Annotated in this window: 16 protein-coding genes; 9 read left to right on the top strand and 7 right to left on the bottom strand. The window is 28.2% G+C overall.

Going from position 1 to position 17,612, the window contains the following annotated elements; all coding sequences use genetic code 11:
- Positions 1-2 precede the first annotated feature (2 nt).
- The 6 genes from wecB (at position 3) to H9I45_RS03345 (ending at position 6,759) form a co-directional block, all read left to right on the top strand.
- Positions 3-1,088, top strand: a complete 1,086-nt coding sequence (wecB, locus tag H9I45_RS03370; RefSeq protein WP_088353348.1) for a non-hydrolyzing UDP-N-acetylglucosamine 2-epimerase — start codon at positions 3-5, stop codon at positions 1,086-1,088.
- Between the two features lie 5 nt (positions 1,089-1,093).
- Positions 1,094-2,278 carry a glycosyltransferase family 4 protein gene (locus H9I45_RS03365; RefSeq protein ID WP_088353349.1) on the top strand — a complete coding sequence of 395 codons (1,185 nt, stop codon included), beginning with the start codon at positions 1,094-1,096 and terminating at the stop codon, positions 2,276-2,278.
- A complete protein-coding gene (locus H9I45_RS03360; RefSeq protein ID WP_088353350.1) occupies positions 2,268-3,605 on the top strand; it encodes a glycosyltransferase family 39 protein in 1,338 nt (445 codons plus the stop codon). Before H9I45_RS03365 ends, H9I45_RS03360 begins: the two co-directional genes overlap by 11 nt.
- Complete coding sequence (locus tag H9I45_RS03355) at positions 3,602-4,555, top strand: glycosyltransferase family 2 protein (protein ID WP_140422736.1); 954 nt, start codon at positions 3,602-3,604, stop codon at positions 4,553-4,555. The genes H9I45_RS03360 and H9I45_RS03355 overlap by 4 nt, the downstream gene beginning before the upstream one ends.
- 4 nt (positions 4,556-4,559) lie before the next feature.
- On the top strand, positions 4,560-5,249 hold the full coding sequence (locus tag H9I45_RS03350; RefSeq protein ID WP_228455031.1) for a class I SAM-dependent methyltransferase: 690 nt from the start codon (positions 4,560-4,562) through the stop codon (positions 5,247-5,249).
- A 127-nt stretch (positions 5,250-5,376) separates the two neighbouring features.
- A complete protein-coding gene (locus H9I45_RS03345; RefSeq protein WP_088353351.1) occupies positions 5,377-6,759 on the top strand; it encodes an exopolysaccharide biosynthesis polyprenyl glycosylphosphotransferase in 1,383 nt (460 codons plus the stop codon).
- Here H9I45_RS03345 and H9I45_RS03340 read toward each other — a convergent pair.
- The 3 genes from H9I45_RS03340 to H9I45_RS03330 form a co-directional block, all read right to left on the bottom strand.
- The gene (locus H9I45_RS03340) at positions 6,739-7,920 is read right to left on the bottom strand and encodes a lipoprotein N-acyltransferase Lnb domain-containing protein (RefSeq protein ID WP_088353352.1); all 1,182 of its coding nucleotides are present in this window, start codon (positions 7,918-7,920) and stop codon (positions 6,739-6,741) included. The genes H9I45_RS03345 and H9I45_RS03340 overlap by 21 nt on opposite strands.
- Before the next feature lie 6 nt (positions 7,921-7,926).
- Positions 7,927-8,997: a putative type IX sorting system protein PorV2 gene (locus tag H9I45_RS03335; protein ID WP_176397533.1), complete on the bottom strand. Its 1,071-nt coding sequence runs from the start codon at positions 8,995-8,997 to the stop codon at positions 7,927-7,929.
- 69 nt (positions 8,998-9,066) lie between these two features.
- A complete protein-coding gene (locus H9I45_RS03330; protein WP_088353354.1) occupies positions 9,067-10,050 on the bottom strand; it encodes a YheT family hydrolase in 984 nt (327 codons plus the stop codon).
- Positions 10,051-10,154: 104 nt separating this feature from the next.
- Between H9I45_RS03330 and H9I45_RS03325 the strand changes: the two genes are divergently transcribed.
- Positions 10,155-10,883 (top strand): CDP-alcohol phosphatidyltransferase family protein, encoded by a 729-nt coding sequence (locus H9I45_RS03325; protein WP_088353355.1) that lies wholly within the window; start codon positions 10,155-10,157, stop codon positions 10,881-10,883.
- On the top strand, positions 10,861-11,232 hold the full coding sequence (locus tag H9I45_RS03320; protein WP_088353356.1) for a VOC family protein: 372 nt from the start codon (positions 10,861-10,863) through the stop codon (positions 11,230-11,232). Before H9I45_RS03325 ends, H9I45_RS03320 begins: the two co-directional genes overlap by 23 nt.
- A gap of 233 nt (positions 11,233-11,465) precedes the next feature.
- Here the strand turns inward: H9I45_RS03320 and lptB are convergent, their stop codons facing one another.
- The 3 genes from lptB to H9I45_RS03305 form a co-directional block, all read right to left on the bottom strand.
- Positions 11,466-12,209: an LPS export ABC transporter ATP-binding protein gene (lptB, locus tag H9I45_RS03315; RefSeq protein ID WP_088353357.1), complete on the bottom strand. Its 744-nt coding sequence runs from the start codon at positions 12,207-12,209 to the stop codon at positions 11,466-11,468.
- 257 nt (positions 12,210-12,466) lie between these two features.
- The gene (gene tatC, locus H9I45_RS03310) at positions 12,467-13,609 is read right to left on the bottom strand and encodes a twin-arginine translocase subunit TatC (RefSeq protein ID WP_191141245.1); all 1,143 of its coding nucleotides are present in this window, start codon (positions 13,607-13,609) and stop codon (positions 12,467-12,469) included.
- Complete coding sequence (locus tag H9I45_RS03305; RefSeq protein ID WP_088353360.1) at positions 13,609-14,577, bottom strand: KpsF/GutQ family sugar-phosphate isomerase; 969 nt, start codon at positions 14,575-14,577, stop codon at positions 13,609-13,611. Before H9I45_RS03305 ends, tatC begins: the two co-directional genes overlap by 1 nt.
- Before the next feature lie 149 nt (positions 14,578-14,726).
- Between H9I45_RS03305 and H9I45_RS03300 the strand changes: the two genes are divergently transcribed.
- Positions 14,727-16,910 carry an ATP-dependent DNA helicase RecQ gene (locus H9I45_RS03300; protein ID WP_088353361.1) on the top strand — a complete coding sequence of 728 codons (2,184 nt, stop codon included), beginning with the start codon at positions 14,727-14,729 and terminating at the stop codon, positions 16,908-16,910.
- Here the strand turns inward: H9I45_RS03300 and H9I45_RS03295 are convergent.
- Positions 16,907-17,548 (bottom strand): response regulator, encoded by a 642-nt coding sequence (locus H9I45_RS03295; RefSeq protein WP_176397534.1) that lies wholly within the window; start codon positions 17,546-17,548, stop codon positions 16,907-16,909. The two genes, H9I45_RS03300 and H9I45_RS03295, sit on opposite strands and share 4 nt — an antisense overlap.
- Positions 17,549-17,612 lie beyond the last annotated feature (64 nt).

Below are 17,612 nucleotides of genomic sequence, written 5' to 3'. Positions count from 1 at the left end.
AAATGCTGATAACTATAATAGCAGGAGCAAGACCAAATTTTGTAAAAATTGCTCCCATAATTCATGAGATTAAACGTCAACAAGAAAAAGGTATAGATGTTAATTTTCAATTGGTACATACTGGTCAGCATTATGATAAAAAACTAAGTGGTACTTTTTTTGAAGAATTAAATATACCAGATCCAAATGTTAATTTAGAAATAGGTTCTGGTTCTCAAGCAGAGCAAACTGCTGGTATTATGGTTGCTTTTGAGAAATATTTACAAAAAAATAGAAGTGATGTTGTTTTGGTTGTTGGAGATGTAACTTCTACAATGGCGTGTGCAATTGTCGCTAAAAAAATGCAAATTAAAGTGGTTCATGTAGAAGGAGGAATTAGATCTTTCGATTTATTTATGCCAGAAGAAATTAATAGAATGGTTACAGATGCTATAACAGACTATTTTTACGTGACTTCTAATTTTGCAATAGAAAACTTAAAAAATCTTGGTTTTTCTAACGAAAGAATAATTTTAGTAGGAAACACTATGATAGATACCTTAATAGCCAACATAAAAAGATTAAAAGCCCCACAAATTTATAATGAATTTTCATTAGAAGAAAAAAAGTATATCGTACTTACAATGCACAGACCTGCCAATGTTGATGAAGAATTAAAGTTGAAGTTATTTTTAGAAGAAATTGTAAATTCTTCTAGAGGTTTACCAATTATATTTCCTGTTCACCCAAGAACAAAAGAAATAATTAAAAAACTAAATCTTGTATATGATAATTTATTTATGATCGAACCTTTAGGGTATTTAGAGTTTAATTATTTAGTGAAAAATTGCTTTTGTGTAATTACAGATTCTGGAGGTATAACTGAAGAAACAACGTATTTAAAAGTTCCTTGTTTAACTTTAAGAGATAATACAGAAAGACCAGAAACCATAAGCATTGGAACAAATAAATTGGTAGGAACAAATCCTAAACTAATAAAAGATTCTTTAGAGCAAATTTTTGACGGAAAATGGAAAAAAGGTGAAATTCCAGCATTTTGGGATGGTAAAACTTCTCAGAGAATTATAAATCACATAATTGGTATTTAACTTTTATGAAAGAGAAAATAGTTATTATATCTAATTATTATCCACCAGAAATGGGAGCTGCTGCAAATAGAATTAAAAGTCTTGCAGAAGGTTTATTATTATCTGGTAAAGAAGTTACAGTAATTTGTCCATTACCAAATTACCCAAAAGGAGAAATTTTCCCTAAATACAAAGGCAAATTTAAAGTAGTAGAAAATAAAAATGGAATATTAGTTAAAAGATATTGGATGTTTCCTTCCAATTCTAAAAATAGCTTTGTTCGTATTTTTAGCATGTTTTCCTTAGCAATTAGTATTTGGGCATCTATTTTTTCTTTATTAAGAAATAAGCCAAAATTATTTATAATTCAATCACCACCACTTTTTGTAGCTTTATCTGGCTTATTGTTAAGTAAAGTAATTGGTAGAAAAAATGTTTTAAACGTATCGGATTTATGGCCTTTATCTGCTTTGGAATTAGGTGTAATCAACAAAGGTTTTTTCTATAAAATATTTACAAAATTAGAGCATACAAATTATAAATTGGCAAATAAAATAGTTGGTCAATCTAAAGAAATAAATAAGCATATTTCTAAAATTGTTAAAAAAGAGAATTTGGTGTATAGAAATGTACCCAATTATAAAGAATATTCTCAAAAAACCAAAAAAGAAGGAAAACTTAAAATAGTTTATGCTGGTCTTTTAGGATATGCTCAGGGAATATTAAACATTTGTAAATCGGTAGATTTTAAGAATCTACAAGTCGAATTTCATATTTATGGAGATGGAATGGAGAGTAAAAGTATTTGTAACTATGCAAAAAATGCTAATAATAATATTTTCTTTCATGGTAGTGTAGATGCAATAGAAGTTAAAGAAAAAATAAGAGAGAATGAAGTTGCTATTGTTCCATTAAAAAATAGAATACAAGGTGCAGTTCCTTCAAAAATATTTGAGTTGATGCAACTTGGAGTCCCAATTTTATATACTTGTGAGGGAGAAGCTTCAGATATTATTTTAAGTAATAATATTGGTTTTGTTAGTTATAATAATACTTCAGAATCTTTAAAAAACACCATTTTAAAGTTTAAAAACCTTAAAGAAGATGAATATACTCAAATGAGTAAGAATTGTTTAGATTTACATGCAAAAGAATACAGATTAGATTATCAATTAAAAAAAGTTATTACTTTTATAGAAAATGAAAAATAAATCAAAATTCATAAAAATAGATGTAATAATAATAAGCATTTCTTTATTAGTAATGCTAATTGTCTTGAATTTGCCTTTTAAAGCAAAGCCTTTTGGAGATATTACTTTTCATAAAGAATCTAAAAATTTAGCATTATTTATAAAAGGAGAAATAGATTATAAAGAAGTTACAATTACAAAAGCACCAGGTCCTATATTTTTTTATACACCTGTTTATTTATTAGTTCCAAAAAATGCTACAGACAATTTATATTGGAAATTTGCTGTTGTATTTACATTTTTGATAGTTATTTTATGTATGCTTTTAATATTTAGAATAGGTAGTTCTTTCTTTTCTAAAGAAATAGGACTGCTAAGTATCATTTTGTTTTTTCTATTTCCCATACATTTTTATTATTCCTTGGGAATTTTAGCAGAGGTTCCAGCATTTTTTTCTATGACTATTTTGTTGTTTGGTTGGACACTTATATCGAATAGTAAACAAACCAAAAAAGGATGGACTCTATTTATAGTTGGAAGCATGTTTCTAATTTTAAATAGACCAAACACGATTTTATTTATTCCTATAAGTGCTTTTGTTGTTTTTTACACCTATTTTAAAAACAAAGAATTCTATCGCAAATTCGGACTTAAAATTATTCTTTCTTTAATTGCGATTGGTGGTCTAAGTTTTACTGTTTTACAAGTGTCTAAATCTGTTACAGGCTCTAAATCAGAAAAAAAACAAGAAGAATTATTGTATTATGTTGCACACCAAGGTAGGTTCGAGTTTAGAGAAGAACCTTTAGATTTTAGGTTTTGGGAAAGTGATATTAGACCAGATAGTAAAGATTATCAAAATTGGATAAAAAGTACTAAAGAATTAAATGCTATTGTAGCCAATACACCAAGAACTTACAAAGAAGTTTATAGAGATTTCTTAATTAACGATTTTCTAGAACATCCATTTCTATTTACAAGACAATTTTTCGTAAAATGTTTTTACGGTCAAATTTATATAATAAACAGTATTAAACCAGAAAAGTTTAATTTACTATTTTTTAAAGGTAGAATAGGATATACTATCTTTCTATTTCTGATAAATATTGTTAATATTATAATTCTTTTAGGAGTTTTTATATTTTTATTTAGAGAGAAAAATAAAATAAAATACTGGCTTTATTTTTCCATAATTGTAGCATTACTAATATTTCATGGAATTACTTATATGGAGCCAAGATATTTATTTCCCTCTAGAGTCGCTATTTATTTAATTAGTGCAGCCGGTCTATACAAAATAGGTTTTATACGAAAGGGAATAACATCATTATCAAAAAAGGTATTATGAGTTTAATTAAGCAACCCATTATAGGAATCGTTTCTCCTTGTTTTAATGAGGAAGAAAATGTGAAATCTACAGCTTCTAAATTAACCAACTTATTATCAGATTTAATTCAAAGAAATATTATTTCAGAGAAAAGTATATTAATTTTAGTTGACGATGGAAGTGTAGATAATACATGGAATTTAATAAACGAACAAGCTCATAAAAATAGTAAAATCAAAGGTTTAAAATTATCAAAAAATTTTGGGCATCAAAATGCATTATTAGCAGGATTGTTTAATTTTAATAATGATGTAGATGCTTTAATATCAATTGATGCAGATTTACAAGACGATATTCAAGTAATTGAAGAAATGATTGTAAAGTTTAAAAATGGAGCAGATACTGTTTACGGAATTAGAAACGAAAGAAAAACGGATACTTTTTTTAAAAGAACAACTGCCCAGTTATTTTACAAACTAATGCTGTTAATGAAAGTGAACTTACTATATAATCACGCAGATTTTAGATTGTGTAGTAAAAGAGTTATACAATCTTTAGAAGGTTATAATGAAACTAATTTATTTTTAAGAGGAATAATCCCATCGATAGGTTTTAAAAGCGACACAGTTACATATAACAGGCTAGATAGAAGTGCAGGTGAAACAAAATATACGTTAGGTAAAATGCTGTCTTTTGCTTGGGATGGTATTACATCTTTTAGTTCTTTTCCTTTAAAATTAGTTTCTACTTTAGGTTTCTTAATTTTTATTTTTTGTATAATAATGCTTTTTTATGCTTTATATGCATTAGTTATTGGTAGTACTGTACCAGGTTGGTTGTCAACTGTTTTGCCAATGTATTTTCTTGGAGGAATTCAATTATTTTGTTTTGGAATTATAGGGGAGTATGTCGGTAAAATTTATTCAGAAGTAAAACATAGACCAAGATTTATAATCGAAGAAAAAATATAATTTTATGAAGGCTGAATTTGAGAGTAAATATCACGATTTAGAGTCGAAACACTGGTGGTTTAAATCGAGAAGAAATTATATTATTTCATTATTAAGAAACGAATCTAAAGATGCAACAATTTTAGATGTTGGTTGTTCTTCTGGTAATCTACTTTTCGATTTAGAAGAAATAGGTTTTAAAAAAGAAAATCTCTATGGAGTAGATATAAGTGAAAAAGCAATAGAGAACTGTAAAAAAAGAAATTTAAATAATTCTTTTGTTATGGATGCACAAGATATTAGTTTAAATAATAAATTCGATATTATTATTGCTTCAGATTGCTTGGAACATTTAAAAGATGATGAAAAAGCGATTAAAAATTGGAATTCTTTGTTAAAAGATAATGGTAAATTAATCGTTTTTGTACCAGCATACAATTGGTTATGGAGTAACCACGATGAGGTGAATATGCATTATAGACGTTATATAAATAAAGATTTAAAAAATCTCTTAGAAAATAACAATCTAAAAATTATTAAAAAAAGTTATTGGAATTTTACTTTATTACCAGCAGTAGCAATATATAGGTTTTTAAGTAATAACATTGGAAGTAAGAAAGAAAGCACAGGAGATATATCAAAAATAAATCCAGTTATAAATACGTCTCTTTTGAGTTTATTAACTTTAGAAAATAGATTTTTTAAAATACATTAGTTATCCTTTTGGTATTAGTACGTTTTGTATAGCCAAAAAAGAAAAATAATTAAACTTTTTTATTTTTAAGGTTTTCTCCACTTAATCTTCCTATTTTTGAGATGTTAAATTTTATTTTAGTTTAATAATGAAAAGAAAATCAGGTTATATAGATATTTCCGAAAGAAAAATATTACTAAGAATTATAGACTTAGTAATAATTATCTGTAGTATTTATTTTGTATCTATTTATTTCGATTTCAGTTATATAAATATTGCAAAAGAAAGTATTTACCTTTGGTTATCTGTACTAAGTCTTTATTTTATTTTATTTGGCGAAATTTTCCAACTCTATAATATTAATGTTTCTAATAATAGATACACAGTCGTTCGAAGTATTGTATTAACTGCTTTTACAACAACAGTTTTTTACATTTTCACACCTTTTTTCTCACCTTCATTACCTGCAAATAGGCTTCAAATAGTTTACTTTTTCTTAGTTCTTACAGTTCCTGTTATACTATGGAGATTTATTTATATACTAACAATTTTTTCCCCAAAATATTTTAAAACAGTTGTTTTTGTTGGGCATTCAGATAAGATATCTAAGATGTTAAAACAAATTAATAACGATAATTTTCATAATATAAAAGCATACTTTTCAGACAAAGAAATAGAAGGAGTTAAAGGTTTCCACGATATTTCTAAAACTAATTTAAACGATTTAGAGATAGGCGAAAATATAAATGAAGTAATTGTTTCTAAAGAAGGTTTGTCTGCTAATATTAGTAAATCTTTAAACTTAGGTTTAATAACTTTATTCCAAAAAGGAGTAAATATTGTAAGTTTTGGTAAGTTTTACGAAGATGTAACCGTAAGAGTTCCAAGAGAGTATTTAAGTTCTAATTTTTATGATCATATTAATTTTAGTAAAAATAACACAAATAGGTTTTATCTTTTTGGGTTAAGAGCTATTGATATTCTGGTTTCGATTTTTGGTATTATAATATTTGTACTCCTAATACCATTTGTATTTATTAGCAACCTTTTTGGAAATCGAGGATCTATGTTTTATTCTCAAACTAGAGTAGGTAAAAATGGAAAGCATTTTAAAATTTTTAAACTGCGATCTATGGTAAAAAATGCAGAAACTGGGAAAGCAATTTGGGCCGAGAAAAACGATACAAGAATAACCACTTTTGGTAAATTTTTAAGAAATACTAGATTAGACGAAGTTCCTCAGTTTTATAATATTTTAAAAGGAGATATGAGTATTATTGGCCCAAGACCAGAAAGGCCAGAATTTGTAAAAGATTTAGAAAGTCAAATTCCTTTTTATGCAATTCGTCATGTAATTAGACCTGGTTTAACAGGTTGGGCACAAGTTAACTATCCTTACGCAAATACTATGGAAGAGCAAGAAACAAAACTGAGATACGATTTGTATTATATTAAAGAAAGAAATGCTTTTCTAGACTTTAAAATTCTAATTAAGACAGTAACTACTATTTTATTTTTTAGAGGTCAATAAGAATTTATAGAGAAATAGATATCTTCCCAGAAACAATACCAATAAAGGAATTACTGCAATAGGGAAAGATTGAACTCCAGTAATCCAAAGAATAGGAATCAATAAGTTAAAACCTATTAAAATTAATACATATTTCTGAAGCCAAATTTTTGTAATTTTCTTTAAAACATAGAAAGCAACAATTATATTTGGAGCAAAAGCCCACAAAATATTAAAATTATTAGGTGCGGTTTTATGAGAAGAAAACACCCATAAATAAACCAAAATAATTCCTATTAAACCAGTTATAAAGAAAATAATAAAATCTAAACCTCGGGTTCTTTTTTTATTTAAAATGTCTTTATAAGTTATAAAAAACACCAAAATAGCTAAAAGACTAAATACCAAAATCGGATTCAAAAATGAGGTTTTACTCTCAATTTCTTTAAAGTTTAAGAGTGTTTCTTCTTTTGCGACTAATGGTTTTATTTCTCCTGCTGTTTTTATCTTTGCATTTTTAAAATTTTCGAATACATAATCTGGTAAATACATATATTCAGTAATCTTTCTTTTTTTATCTAAAATAGTTCCTGCTATTAAATTAATTCCGAAATTCCCCCAGGTGTTGTGTGGTATTTCAATATTCATTAATTCTCTTAATGATTTTCCAGGTTCGAGAGAAGTAGATTTAAAATCGACTTTTTCTTTTAATATTGATGTTGTAATATCTCTTAATATAGTCGCACAATTATCAAAAAAAGGATCGTATAAATAAGTTGCATTTGCAGGAAGTGCATTGTTTTCTAAATAGATAAAAAAAGCTTGTTTTTCAGCCTGATTCAAATTTAAAACTTGTTGTTTTACCCAACGTTTTTCAATTTGATAGCTTCTTAGAAAATATTTAAAATCATATCCTTCCAGTTTATAGTACATTTTTCCTTGTGCAAAATTGCTATAGAAATTAGGAGCATTAAAATCGAATATTCCGTAATTATAAATCTTATCTAATTTTAAAACAGGATCTTTTACTCGAATTGCAGAATGACCAAAAGCTTCATATAATTCACTACCAGGTCCAGCTGTTACTATTGAAACTTCCGAATAAACAGAAAGTTTTACTTGAGATTGAAAAACTTTAGAGAAAGAAAATAAAATAAGTAGAAGAAGTAATCTTTTTTGCATAAAAAATTAAGGTCTTAAAAAGTTGTAATCGAAAGTAATTGAAAAAATATTGGAATACAGTGCATTTCCAACACTCCCAATATTTGTAAGTGCGTAATCTACTTGAATTCCTCGATAGTTAAAACCAACACCAAAATTTGGCTGCAAAGACATAGATTTAGAATTATCAAACTCAGTTATATATTGGAAGTTTCCAATTCCAGCTCGTAAATAAACAATTTTATCGTAATCTAGTTGAAAACCAGCTGCAGGATCTATACTTGCATATTTAGAAGAAAAAATATCGTTTGTTTTTGCAAAACGAACATTTAAATCTACTTCCGATAATAAATTAAAAAAACGTCCAATTCTCCATTCTCTAGCAACTCCAACTTGTAATTTTGGTTTTGTAATTTCTGTAGATTGGGGTAATTCTTGGTTTTCTCCAGGAATTGCATCTTTAATTTTATTGTACTCTTCCTCGTTAATAGCCCAACTATTAAAAGTTGTAGTAATATCTCTAACCATTACTCCAAAATGCCAATCATTTCTCTCAAACTGAATTCCAGCATCAAAACCAAACCCCCAAGAACTTGCAAATTCACCAATAATTCTGCGTACAATTTTAGCATTTACACCAAATTTAACATCTTTAAAAATTAAATTTCGAGCATAGGCAATGTTAAACGCATAATCTGCAGCAGAAAAAAGACTAATTCTATTATAATCGATATTACCTTGGCTATCAATTAATTCGGTTGTGTTTAAAATATCATCTACTCCAAAGCGAATTAAAGAAATTCCAATCGCGCTTTCTTTATCAATTGGCATTGCAAAAGCGGCATGATTGTAATTTGCAATACCTGCAAAATAAGAAGCATGCATTAAAGAACCTTGGTAATCTTGTATGCCAACTAAACCTGCTGGGTTCCAGTAAATTGCATTTACATTGTTTGTAGTTGCAACTACAGATTTGCTCATACCTAATGCACCAGCATCTACACCAATATTTAAAAATTCATTAGAATAATTTCTAAATGCTTGTGCATTTAAAAGTGATGTAATTAATAAGAAAAAAAGTAAAATTCTATTTTTCAAAAGTGCTATTTTTGTTCCACAAATATCTGAAATACTATTAAAATAACAGTTGTTTTGTAAAGATATTGTTTACGTGAGTTCAATATGAATGTTTTCTTCTATAAATCTACCAATTCGTTTTTCTAACCAATTGTTTTCAGTAGCATTAAAAGAAGACATAAAACCAACATGACCTCCATATTTTGGAATTTCTAAAAAGAATTTTTCAGATTTTAAAGCCTCTTTTCTTGGATAACAATCTAATGATAAAAAAGTATCGTCTTTTGCATTAATTAATAATGTAGGTCTATCTATTTTAGATAAATAGGGCTTTGAACTTGCTTTTTCCCAATAATCTCGAGGGTTTTTAAAACCAAATACAGGCACTGTATATAAATGTTCTAAATGTTTAAATTTTGTAGCTTTAAAAAGTTTGTCTTTATCTAATTGATATTCTGGAAATTTATGTGCTTTTTCTAAAAGTTTGTTTTTCATTGTTTTAAAGAACACTTCCATATATAATTTATTCTTTAACTTTTCCATTTCTATTTCTGCAGAAGCAATATCAACTGGAACAGATGTTGCAATTCCTCCTTTAATTTCCGAAGGTAAATTTTTATTGTTTTCGCCTAAATATTTTAAAGTTAAATTTCCACCCAAACTAAAACCAACTAACACGATATTTTTATAATTATAATTTTCCAAAAGATAATTAACTACGAATTCTACATCTTCTGTTTTTCCACTGTGATAGGTGGCTAATAACAAATTGTCTTCTCCACTGCAACCTCTTAAGTTAAAACAAACTGTATCTATTCCTTTAGAATTTAAATAGTTGGAGTTTGATGCTATATATTTAGATTCTGAACTTCCTTCTAAACCATGTATTAATAAAACCAAGGTTTTAGAACCCACAATAGAAAAATCTAAATCTATAAAATCGTTATCCCAAGTTGTAATTCTTTTTCTTTTATAGGTACAAACATCTTTCATAAAAAGTGGTCTGTACATAGTATTAAAATGGCCATTTTTAAATGGTAAAGTAGGAGAGAAGTCCGAATTAAATATTGGCATTTAGTTGGTATTTGGTTGATTGTTTAAAAATACATAAAAAAATATGATTTTAGAAAACTACCAAATTATGATTTCTTATTTTAGCTCTCTAATCAATATAAAAAATGAAAAAACACATTCCTAACTTATTAACCCTAAGTAATCTTTTTTGTGGAGTTCTTGCAACAATCTTTGCAGTAGAGGGTAATTTTGGTTTGGCTGGATTATTAGTTGTAATAGGTATCTTTTTTGATTTTTTTGATGGATTTGCTGCACGTTTACTAAATGTTTCAGGAGAATTAGGAAAACAGTTAGATTCTTTAGCAGATATGGTTACAAGTGGTGTTGTGCCCGGAATTATTATGTTGAAATTATTTCAAATTAATATTTTTAATACACCTCATTCTTTTTTCGATGATTCAATTTTAGGGTTTTCATTAATTGGATTAATATTAACCTTAGGAGCTTGTTATAGATTAGCAAAATTCAATATAGATACAAGACAATCGGAATCTTTTATAGGTTTGCCAACGCCAGCTATGAGTTTATTTGTAATTTCTTTACCAATAATTCAAACAACGACAGATTTTGAGTTTGTTAAAAGTTTAATTTCTAACAATTATTTTTTAATTGCAATTACAATTATTCTTACTTATTTAATGAATGCTGAAATTCCTTTGTTTTCATTAAAATTTAAAGAATATTCTTTTAAAAACAACGTGATAAAGTATTTGTTTTTATTGATTTCTTTAATGATGATAATTACCCTTCAATATTTGTCAATACCTTTAATAATAATTCTTTACGTAATTTTATCAGTAATTAGTAATTATGGAAATAAAGCAACAGTTTAAATCGGTTCGAAGTTTTATTGGCGCAAAAAATTTCGATGAATCTCAAAATTTTTATAAAGATTTAGGTTTTACAGAACTCGTTTTATCAGAAAACATGTCTTATTTTAAGATTGATGAGAAACTGGGTTTTTACCTTCAAAAAGCGTACGTAAAAGATTGGGTAGATAATTCTATGTTATTCCTAGAAATTGAAAATTTAAAAGAATATTTATCAGAATTAAAATCAAAAAAACTAACTGAAAAGTATTCGAATGTTAGGCTTTCCGAAATTGTAGTAAACGATTGGGGAAATGAGTTTTTTCTGCACGATCCTTCAGGTATCTTGTGGCATATTGGAAATTTCAACTAATTGTCACTTCTAACCTTGTGGAGAAATCTCAAGTACGATTTTGATTGTTAAGATTTCTCAATTTCACTGCGTTTCACTCGAAATGACATACGATTGTCATTTTCGACCTTGTGGAGAAATCTCAAATGCGATTTGAAATGGCAAGATTTCTCGATTCCACTGCGTTTCACTCGAAATGACATTGGATTGTCATTTCGACCTTGTGGAGAAATCTTAGAGATTTTTTAGATTATTTAATTATTAAAAAAACGACTCTTTTTCAATTCGAAATCTTTTCCTAAATAAACTTTACGAACCATTTCGTCTGCAGCCAATTCTTCTGGAGTTCCTTCTTTTAAAATTCCTCCATTATACATTAAATAGGTTTTATCTGTAATTGCCAAAGTTGCTTGTACATCGTGGTCGGTTATTAAAATACCAATATTTTTATTTTTTAATTGCGCCACAATACTTTGTATATCTTCTACAGCAATAGGATCTACACCTGCAAAAGGTTCATCTAACAAAATAAAATTTGGGTCAGAAGCTAAACAACGAGCAATTTCTGTTCTACGTCTTTCTCCTCCAGATAATAAATCTCCTCTGTTTTTGCGAACGTGACCAATATTAAACTCTTCTATTAAGGACTCTAGTTTTATTTTCTGTTCTTTTTTAGATAACCCAGTAAATTGTAAGACAGACATAATGTTGTCTTCCACAGATAACTTTCTAAAAACAGAAGCTTCTTGTGCCAAATAACCAATTCCTTTTTGCGCACGTTTGTACATGGCATCTTCAGTTATTTCTTCGTCATTCAAATAAATATGACCAGCATTTGGCTTTACCATTCCAACAATCATGTAGAAAGAAGTCGTTTTTCCAGCGCCATTTGGACCTAAAAGTCCAATAATTTCACCTTGCTGAACTTCCAAGGAAATTCCTTTAACTACTTTTCTACTTCCGTAAATTTTTTGAATGTTATCTGCTCTTAAAATCATTTTTTACGTGTAATTGTTAAAAAGTGTAATTGTAATCATTCTAATAGAGTAAAAGTAAAAAATTAAATTAGGTTACTTCTTAATTTCCTCATAAACTTGCTCACAATTACACGATTATACTTGCTATTTAAAAGTATTATAACAAAGATATTGGTTTACCTCAATTAATATTACAAATGATTGCTTCGCTAATTAACCTATGGCTTAAGACTTTTCATTTGAATTCTGAAACTCTTTGTTACTGAAAACTAAAAAAATTACTCATCAAGAGCTTCCCAATACTCAACTGCTTTTCGTAAATGAGGAATTACAATTGTACCACCAATTAAATTGGCGATAGACATGGTTTCCATCATTTCTTCAGTAGAAACGCCGTTCTTTTTTGCTGCCTCTAAATGGTATTGTACACAATCATCACATCTTAAAACAGCAGAAGCAACTAAACCTAAAAGCTCTTTGGTTTTTACTGGCAAATGCCCTTCTGCAAAAGCATTTGTATCTAAATTAAATATTCTTTTTATAACTTTATTATCACTCGCTAAAATCTTATCGTTCATTTTTTGACGATAATCATTAAACTCTTGGACTTTTTTGTGCATCTTTTTTTGTTTTTTAATCACCATTTTCGAAACTTTAATACTTATTTCATATAAAATAAGTATTGGAATTGCTACAATAACTTGACTAGCAATATCTGGAGGCGTTATAATTGCAGCTAAAATTAGCACCACAACCAAAGCATGTTTTCTATATTTCTTTAAAAATTCTGGAGTAACCAAACCTATTTTGGTTAAAAAATAAATTAAAACAGGTAATTCAAATAAAATTGATACTCCTAATAACATATTGGTAACAAGTCCAATATGAGAATCCATCGTAAAGTTATTCTGAATTAAATCTGTAATTTGATAATTGTACAAAAAGTGAATAGAAATCGGAGCAATTACATAAAAGCTGAAAGCGATTCCTAGAAAAAACAATAATGAAGCTATAAAAATAAATCCTCTAGACCTACTAACTTCTTTCTTTGTTAAACCAGGAGATACAAATCGCCAAATTTCCCATAATAAATAAGGGAAAGAGATAATTATACCTAATATTAATGAAGACCAAATGGCATTCATTAACTGTTGAGTTGGCTTTAAACTAATTAAATTATCTTTGAATGTAACATTACAAAAAGTACTGTCCATCCCAAGCATATTAAAGAAATCACAGAAGAATTGATATGTTACAAAATCTGGTTTTCTATGTGCTAACAAAAAATATTCATATACTTGTTTTTGAAATACAAATAATAATATTGCAATAATAAATATTGCGCCTGCACTTCTTACCAAATGCCATCTTAATTCTTCTAGATGTCCTAGGAAAGACATTTCTTTTTGTTTTTCTGCCATTAGAAAATTCCTTCTTTAATTAAATCATGTAAATGAACTACACCTACATAGTTGTTTTTATCGTCAACCACTAAAATTTGAGTAATACTATTGCTTTCTAATTTGTCTAAAGCTTCAATCGCCATTGCATCTTTATGAATTGTTTTTGGGTTAGAACCCATAATATCTTTAGCTGTAAAATCGCTAAAATCTGTCGTTTTTGTTAGCATTCTTCGAATATCTCCATCAGTAATAATTCCTACTAATTTATTCGTGTCTAAAACAGCAGTAACTCCTAAACGTTTTTCGGAAATTTCTACAATTACATTTACTACAGAATCATTTATAGAAACTTTAGGAGTTTCGTTATTTTTAATTAAGTCTGCAACTCTTAAATATAAACGTTTTCCTAGAGCACCTCCTGGATGGTATTTTGCAAAATCTTTACTCGAAAACCCTCTTAAATCTTGTAAACAAACAGCTAATGCATCACCCATAACTAATTGGGCTGTTGTACTTGTAGTTGGTGCTAAATTATTAGGGCAGGCTTCTTTTTCTACAAAAGTATTTAAAGGAAAATCTGCATTTTTACCTAAGAAAGAATCTACATTTCCTGTAATTGCGATTATTTTATTTCCATAATTTTTAATTAACGGAACTAAAACTTTAATTTCTGGTGTATTTCCGCTTTTAGAAATACAAATAACCACATCGTTTTCTTGCACATTTCCTAAATCTCCATGAATAGCGTCTGCTGCATGCATAAAAATTGCAGGAGTTCCAGTAGAATTAAAGGTTGCCACAATTTTAGTTGCAATGTTAGCGCTTTTTCCAATTCCGGTTACAATTACTCTTCCGTTTGAATTTAATATAAAATTAACAGCGTCTTCGAAATTAGTATCCAATAGGTTTGCTAAATTGGCAATAGCTTTACTTTCAGTTAGAATAGTCTCTTTTGCAATAGAAATTATAGATTTCGAATTTTTCAAGTGCGATGTATTTTATCAGAATAAAAAAAAGTTATATCTTTAGGTAAAGAAAACAAGGCAAATTTACTATAAAATTTAGTCACATCAAATAGAATATTCATTTGTATTTTGTTTTTAAATGTTTAACAAATAATTGATTTTTATATCGAATGGATTTACATGGTCCTTTAAAAAAGTTTTTTGGTTTTAGTAAATTTAAAGGTTTACAAGAACAAGTTATAACTAGTATTGCAAACAATCAAAACACATTTGTTATCATGCCTACTGGTGGTGGTAAATCTTTATGTTATCAGTTGCCAGCATTAATGAAAGAAGGTACAGCCATTGTGGTTTCTCCTTTAATTGCATTGATGAAAAATCAGGTAGATGCCATAAGAGGAATTTCCGAAAATGATGGTGTTGCGCACGTTTTAAACTCTTCTTTAAATAAAAGTGAAGTTGCTCAGGTAAAAGAAGACATTGCAAATGGCATTACAAAATTGCTATATGTTGCACCAGAATCTTTAATAAAAGAAGAATATGTAACTTTTTTACGTACTCAAAAAATCTCTTTTGTTGCGATTGATGAAGCACATTGTATTTCTGAATGGGGTCATGATTTTAGACCAGAATACAGAAATTTGCGTCATATTATTAAAGCAATAGACAATGTTCCTGTAATTTGTTTAACAGCAACTGCCACAGAAAAAGTTCAAGAAGATATTTTAAAAACTTTAGGTATTACAGATGCTAATAGATTTAAAGCGTCTTTTAATAGAGCGAATTTATTTTACGAAGTACGTCCAAAAACTACAGATGTAGAAAAAGATATTATCCGTTTTGTAAAACAAAGAATGGGTAAATCTGGTATTATCTATTGTTTAAGTAGAAAAAAAGTAGAAGAAGTTGCACAAATATTACAAGTTAATGGAATAAATGCAGTCCCTTATCATGCAGGTTTAGATGCAAAAACGAGAGTAAAACATCAAGACATGTTTTTAATGGAAGATTGCGATGTTGTAGTTGCAACCATTGCATTTGGTATGGGAATAGATAAGCCAGATGTACGTTATGTAATACATCATGATATTCCTAAAAGTTTAGAAAGTTATTACCAAGAAACTGGAAGAGCAGGAAGAGATGATGGAGAAGGCTATTGTTTGGCTTTTTATGCTTATAAAGATATAGAAAAGTTAGAAAAATTTATGGCGAGTAAACCTGTTGCAGAACAGGAAATTGGGCATGCTTTATTACAAGAAGTAGTGGGTTATGCAGAAACTTCTATGAACAGGCGTAAATACTTGCTACATTATTTTGGAGAAGAATTCGACGAAGTTAATGGCGATGGAGCAGATATGGATGATAATTCTAGAAGTCCAAAGAAAAAACACGAAGCCAAAGACGATGTTGTAAAAATATTATCTGTAGTAAAAAATACACTCCAAAAATATAAAGCAAAGGAAGTTGTAAATACAATTATTGGGAAAGAAAATGCTTTATTAACTTCTCATAAAACACATTTACAGCCATTTTTTGGAATTGGAAAAGATAAATCTGCTGCTTATTGGATGGCATTAATTCGTCAGATTTTGGTCGTGAATTTTATTCGAAAAGAAATAGAACAATATGGAGTTGTAAAATTAGAAAAAGCAGGAGAGGAGTTTTTAAAAAAACCTACTTCTTTTATGATGACAGAAGACCATTCCTATTCTGCTGAAAATGACAATGCAATTGTTTCAAATGCAAAATCTTCTGGAGCGGCTGCAGACGAAAAATTAATAAAAATATTAAAAGATTTAAGGAAAAAAGTGGCTTCTAAAACAGGAGTGCCACCTTTTGCAATTTTTCAAGATCCATCTTTGGAAGATATGGCTTTAAAATACCCTATAAACTTAGAAGAGTTATCTAAAGTTCATGGAGTTGGAGAAGGAAAAGCAAGAAAATTCGGTAAAGAATTCGTTAAATTAATTGAAACTTATGTAAACGAAAACGATGTTTTAAGACCAGATGATTTAATTGTAAAAAGTACAGGTGTAAATTCAGGGATGAAGCTTTACATTATTCAGAATACTGATAGAAAATTACCTTTAGAAGACATTGCAAAATCGAAAGGAAAGGAAATGAATGATTTGATTAAGGAAATGGAGGCAATTATTTATTCTGGAACCAAATTAAATATCGATTATGCTTTGGACGATTTATTGGATGAAGACCAACAAGAGGAAATTCACGAGTATTTCATGGAGGCAGAATCCGACAGTATTCAAGATGCTTTAGACGAATTTGATGGCGATTATGACGAAGAGGAATTGCGTTTAATGCGTATTAAATTTATTAACGAAGTTGGGAATTAAAACTGATATTTTTTATCAATAGCATATTTAACTAATTCACTACCAGAAGATAAGTTTAGTTTACGTATCATGTTTTTACGATGGGTATCTATAGTTGTTTTTGCTAGGAATAAATCTGATGCGATTTCTTTAGAAGTTTTTCCATTTGCAATTAAATGTAAAATCTCTTTTTCTCTATTAGATAAAACAACTTTATCTGTCTTTCCGATTGTTATATTATCATCTATATAACTATTCATAAAATTGAAGGCAACATTTGGGTCGAAAAATGTTTCTCCACTAGAAACTGCTACAATAGCTTTAGACAACATTTTTATTCCAGAATTTTTTAAAATATAACCTGTTGCACCAGCATCTAACATTTGTTTAATGGCATCTGGTTGGTCGAACATTGTCATGGCTAAAACGTTAATATTCGGAAACTGTTTTTTTATAATACTAGTAGCTTCAATACCATCCATTCTTGGCATTCTAATATCTGTAATTACCATTTTTGGTTTTTTTAAAGAAACTAGCTTTACTAAATCTTCTCCATTATTAACAGTACCAATAATATTGATATTATCGTCATATTCAAAGAAAGATTTTACACCATCAATTAACATTTGGTGATCTTCTGCCATTATTATTGTTATCATAGGAATATTTTAAGTAAAAATAGGTGTTTAAATTAGATTTCAAATACCTATAAATAGGGATTTT

The sequence above is a fragment of the Polaribacter haliotis genome, from assembly GCF_014784055.1.
In the GTDB taxonomy this organism is placed as follows: Bacteria; Bacteroidota; Bacteroidia; order Flavobacteriales; family Flavobacteriaceae; genus Polaribacter; species Polaribacter haliotis.
This window is presented reverse-complemented; position numbering and strand designations above follow the sequence as displayed.

Coding starts and splice junctions, on each gene's coding strand:
- tatC (WP_191141245.1), bottom strand. CDS start 13,609: ATGGCAGAAAAACAAAAAGAAATGTCTTTCCTAGGACATCTAGAAGAA.
- H9I45_RS03340 (WP_088353352.1), bottom strand. CDS start 7,920: ATGCAAAAAAGATTACTTCTTCTACTTATTTTATTTTCTTTCTCTAAA.
- H9I45_RS03300 (WP_088353361.1), top strand. CDS start 14,727: ATGGATTTACATGGTCCTTTAAAAAAGTTTTTTGGTTTTAGTAAATTT.
- H9I45_RS03355 (WP_140422736.1), top strand. CDS start 3,602: ATGAGTTTAATTAAGCAACCCATTATAGGAATCGTTTCTCCTTGTTTT.
- wecB (WP_088353348.1), top strand. CDS start 3: ATGCTGATAACTATAATAGCAGGAGCAAGACCAAATTTTGTAAAAATT.
- H9I45_RS03365 (WP_088353349.1), top strand. CDS start 1,094: ATGAAAGAGAAAATAGTTATTATATCTAATTATTATCCACCAGAAATG.
- H9I45_RS03295 (WP_176397534.1), bottom strand. CDS start 17,548: ATGATAACAATAATAATGGCAGAAGATCACCAAATGTTAATTGATGGT.
- H9I45_RS03330 (WP_088353354.1), bottom strand. CDS start 10,050: ATGCCAATATTTAATTCGGACTTCTCTCCTACTTTACCATTTAAAAAT.
- H9I45_RS03360 (WP_088353350.1), top strand. CDS start 2,268: ATGAAAAATAAATCAAAATTCATAAAAATAGATGTAATAATAATAAGC.
- H9I45_RS03350 (WP_228455031.1), top strand. CDS start 4,560: ATGAAGGCTGAATTTGAGAGTAAATATCACGATTTAGAGTCGAAACAC.
- lptB (WP_088353357.1), bottom strand. CDS start 12,209: ATGATTTTAAGAGCAGATAACATTCAAAAAATTTACGGAAGTAGAAAA.
- H9I45_RS03320 (WP_088353356.1), top strand. CDS start 10,861: ATGGAAATAAAGCAACAGTTTAAATCGGTTCGAAGTTTTATTGGCGCA.
- H9I45_RS03325 (WP_088353355.1), top strand. CDS start 10,155: ATGAAAAAACACATTCCTAACTTATTAACCCTAAGTAATCTTTTTTGT.
- H9I45_RS03345 (WP_088353351.1), top strand. CDS start 5,377: ATGAAAAGAAAATCAGGTTATATAGATATTTCCGAAAGAAAAATATTA.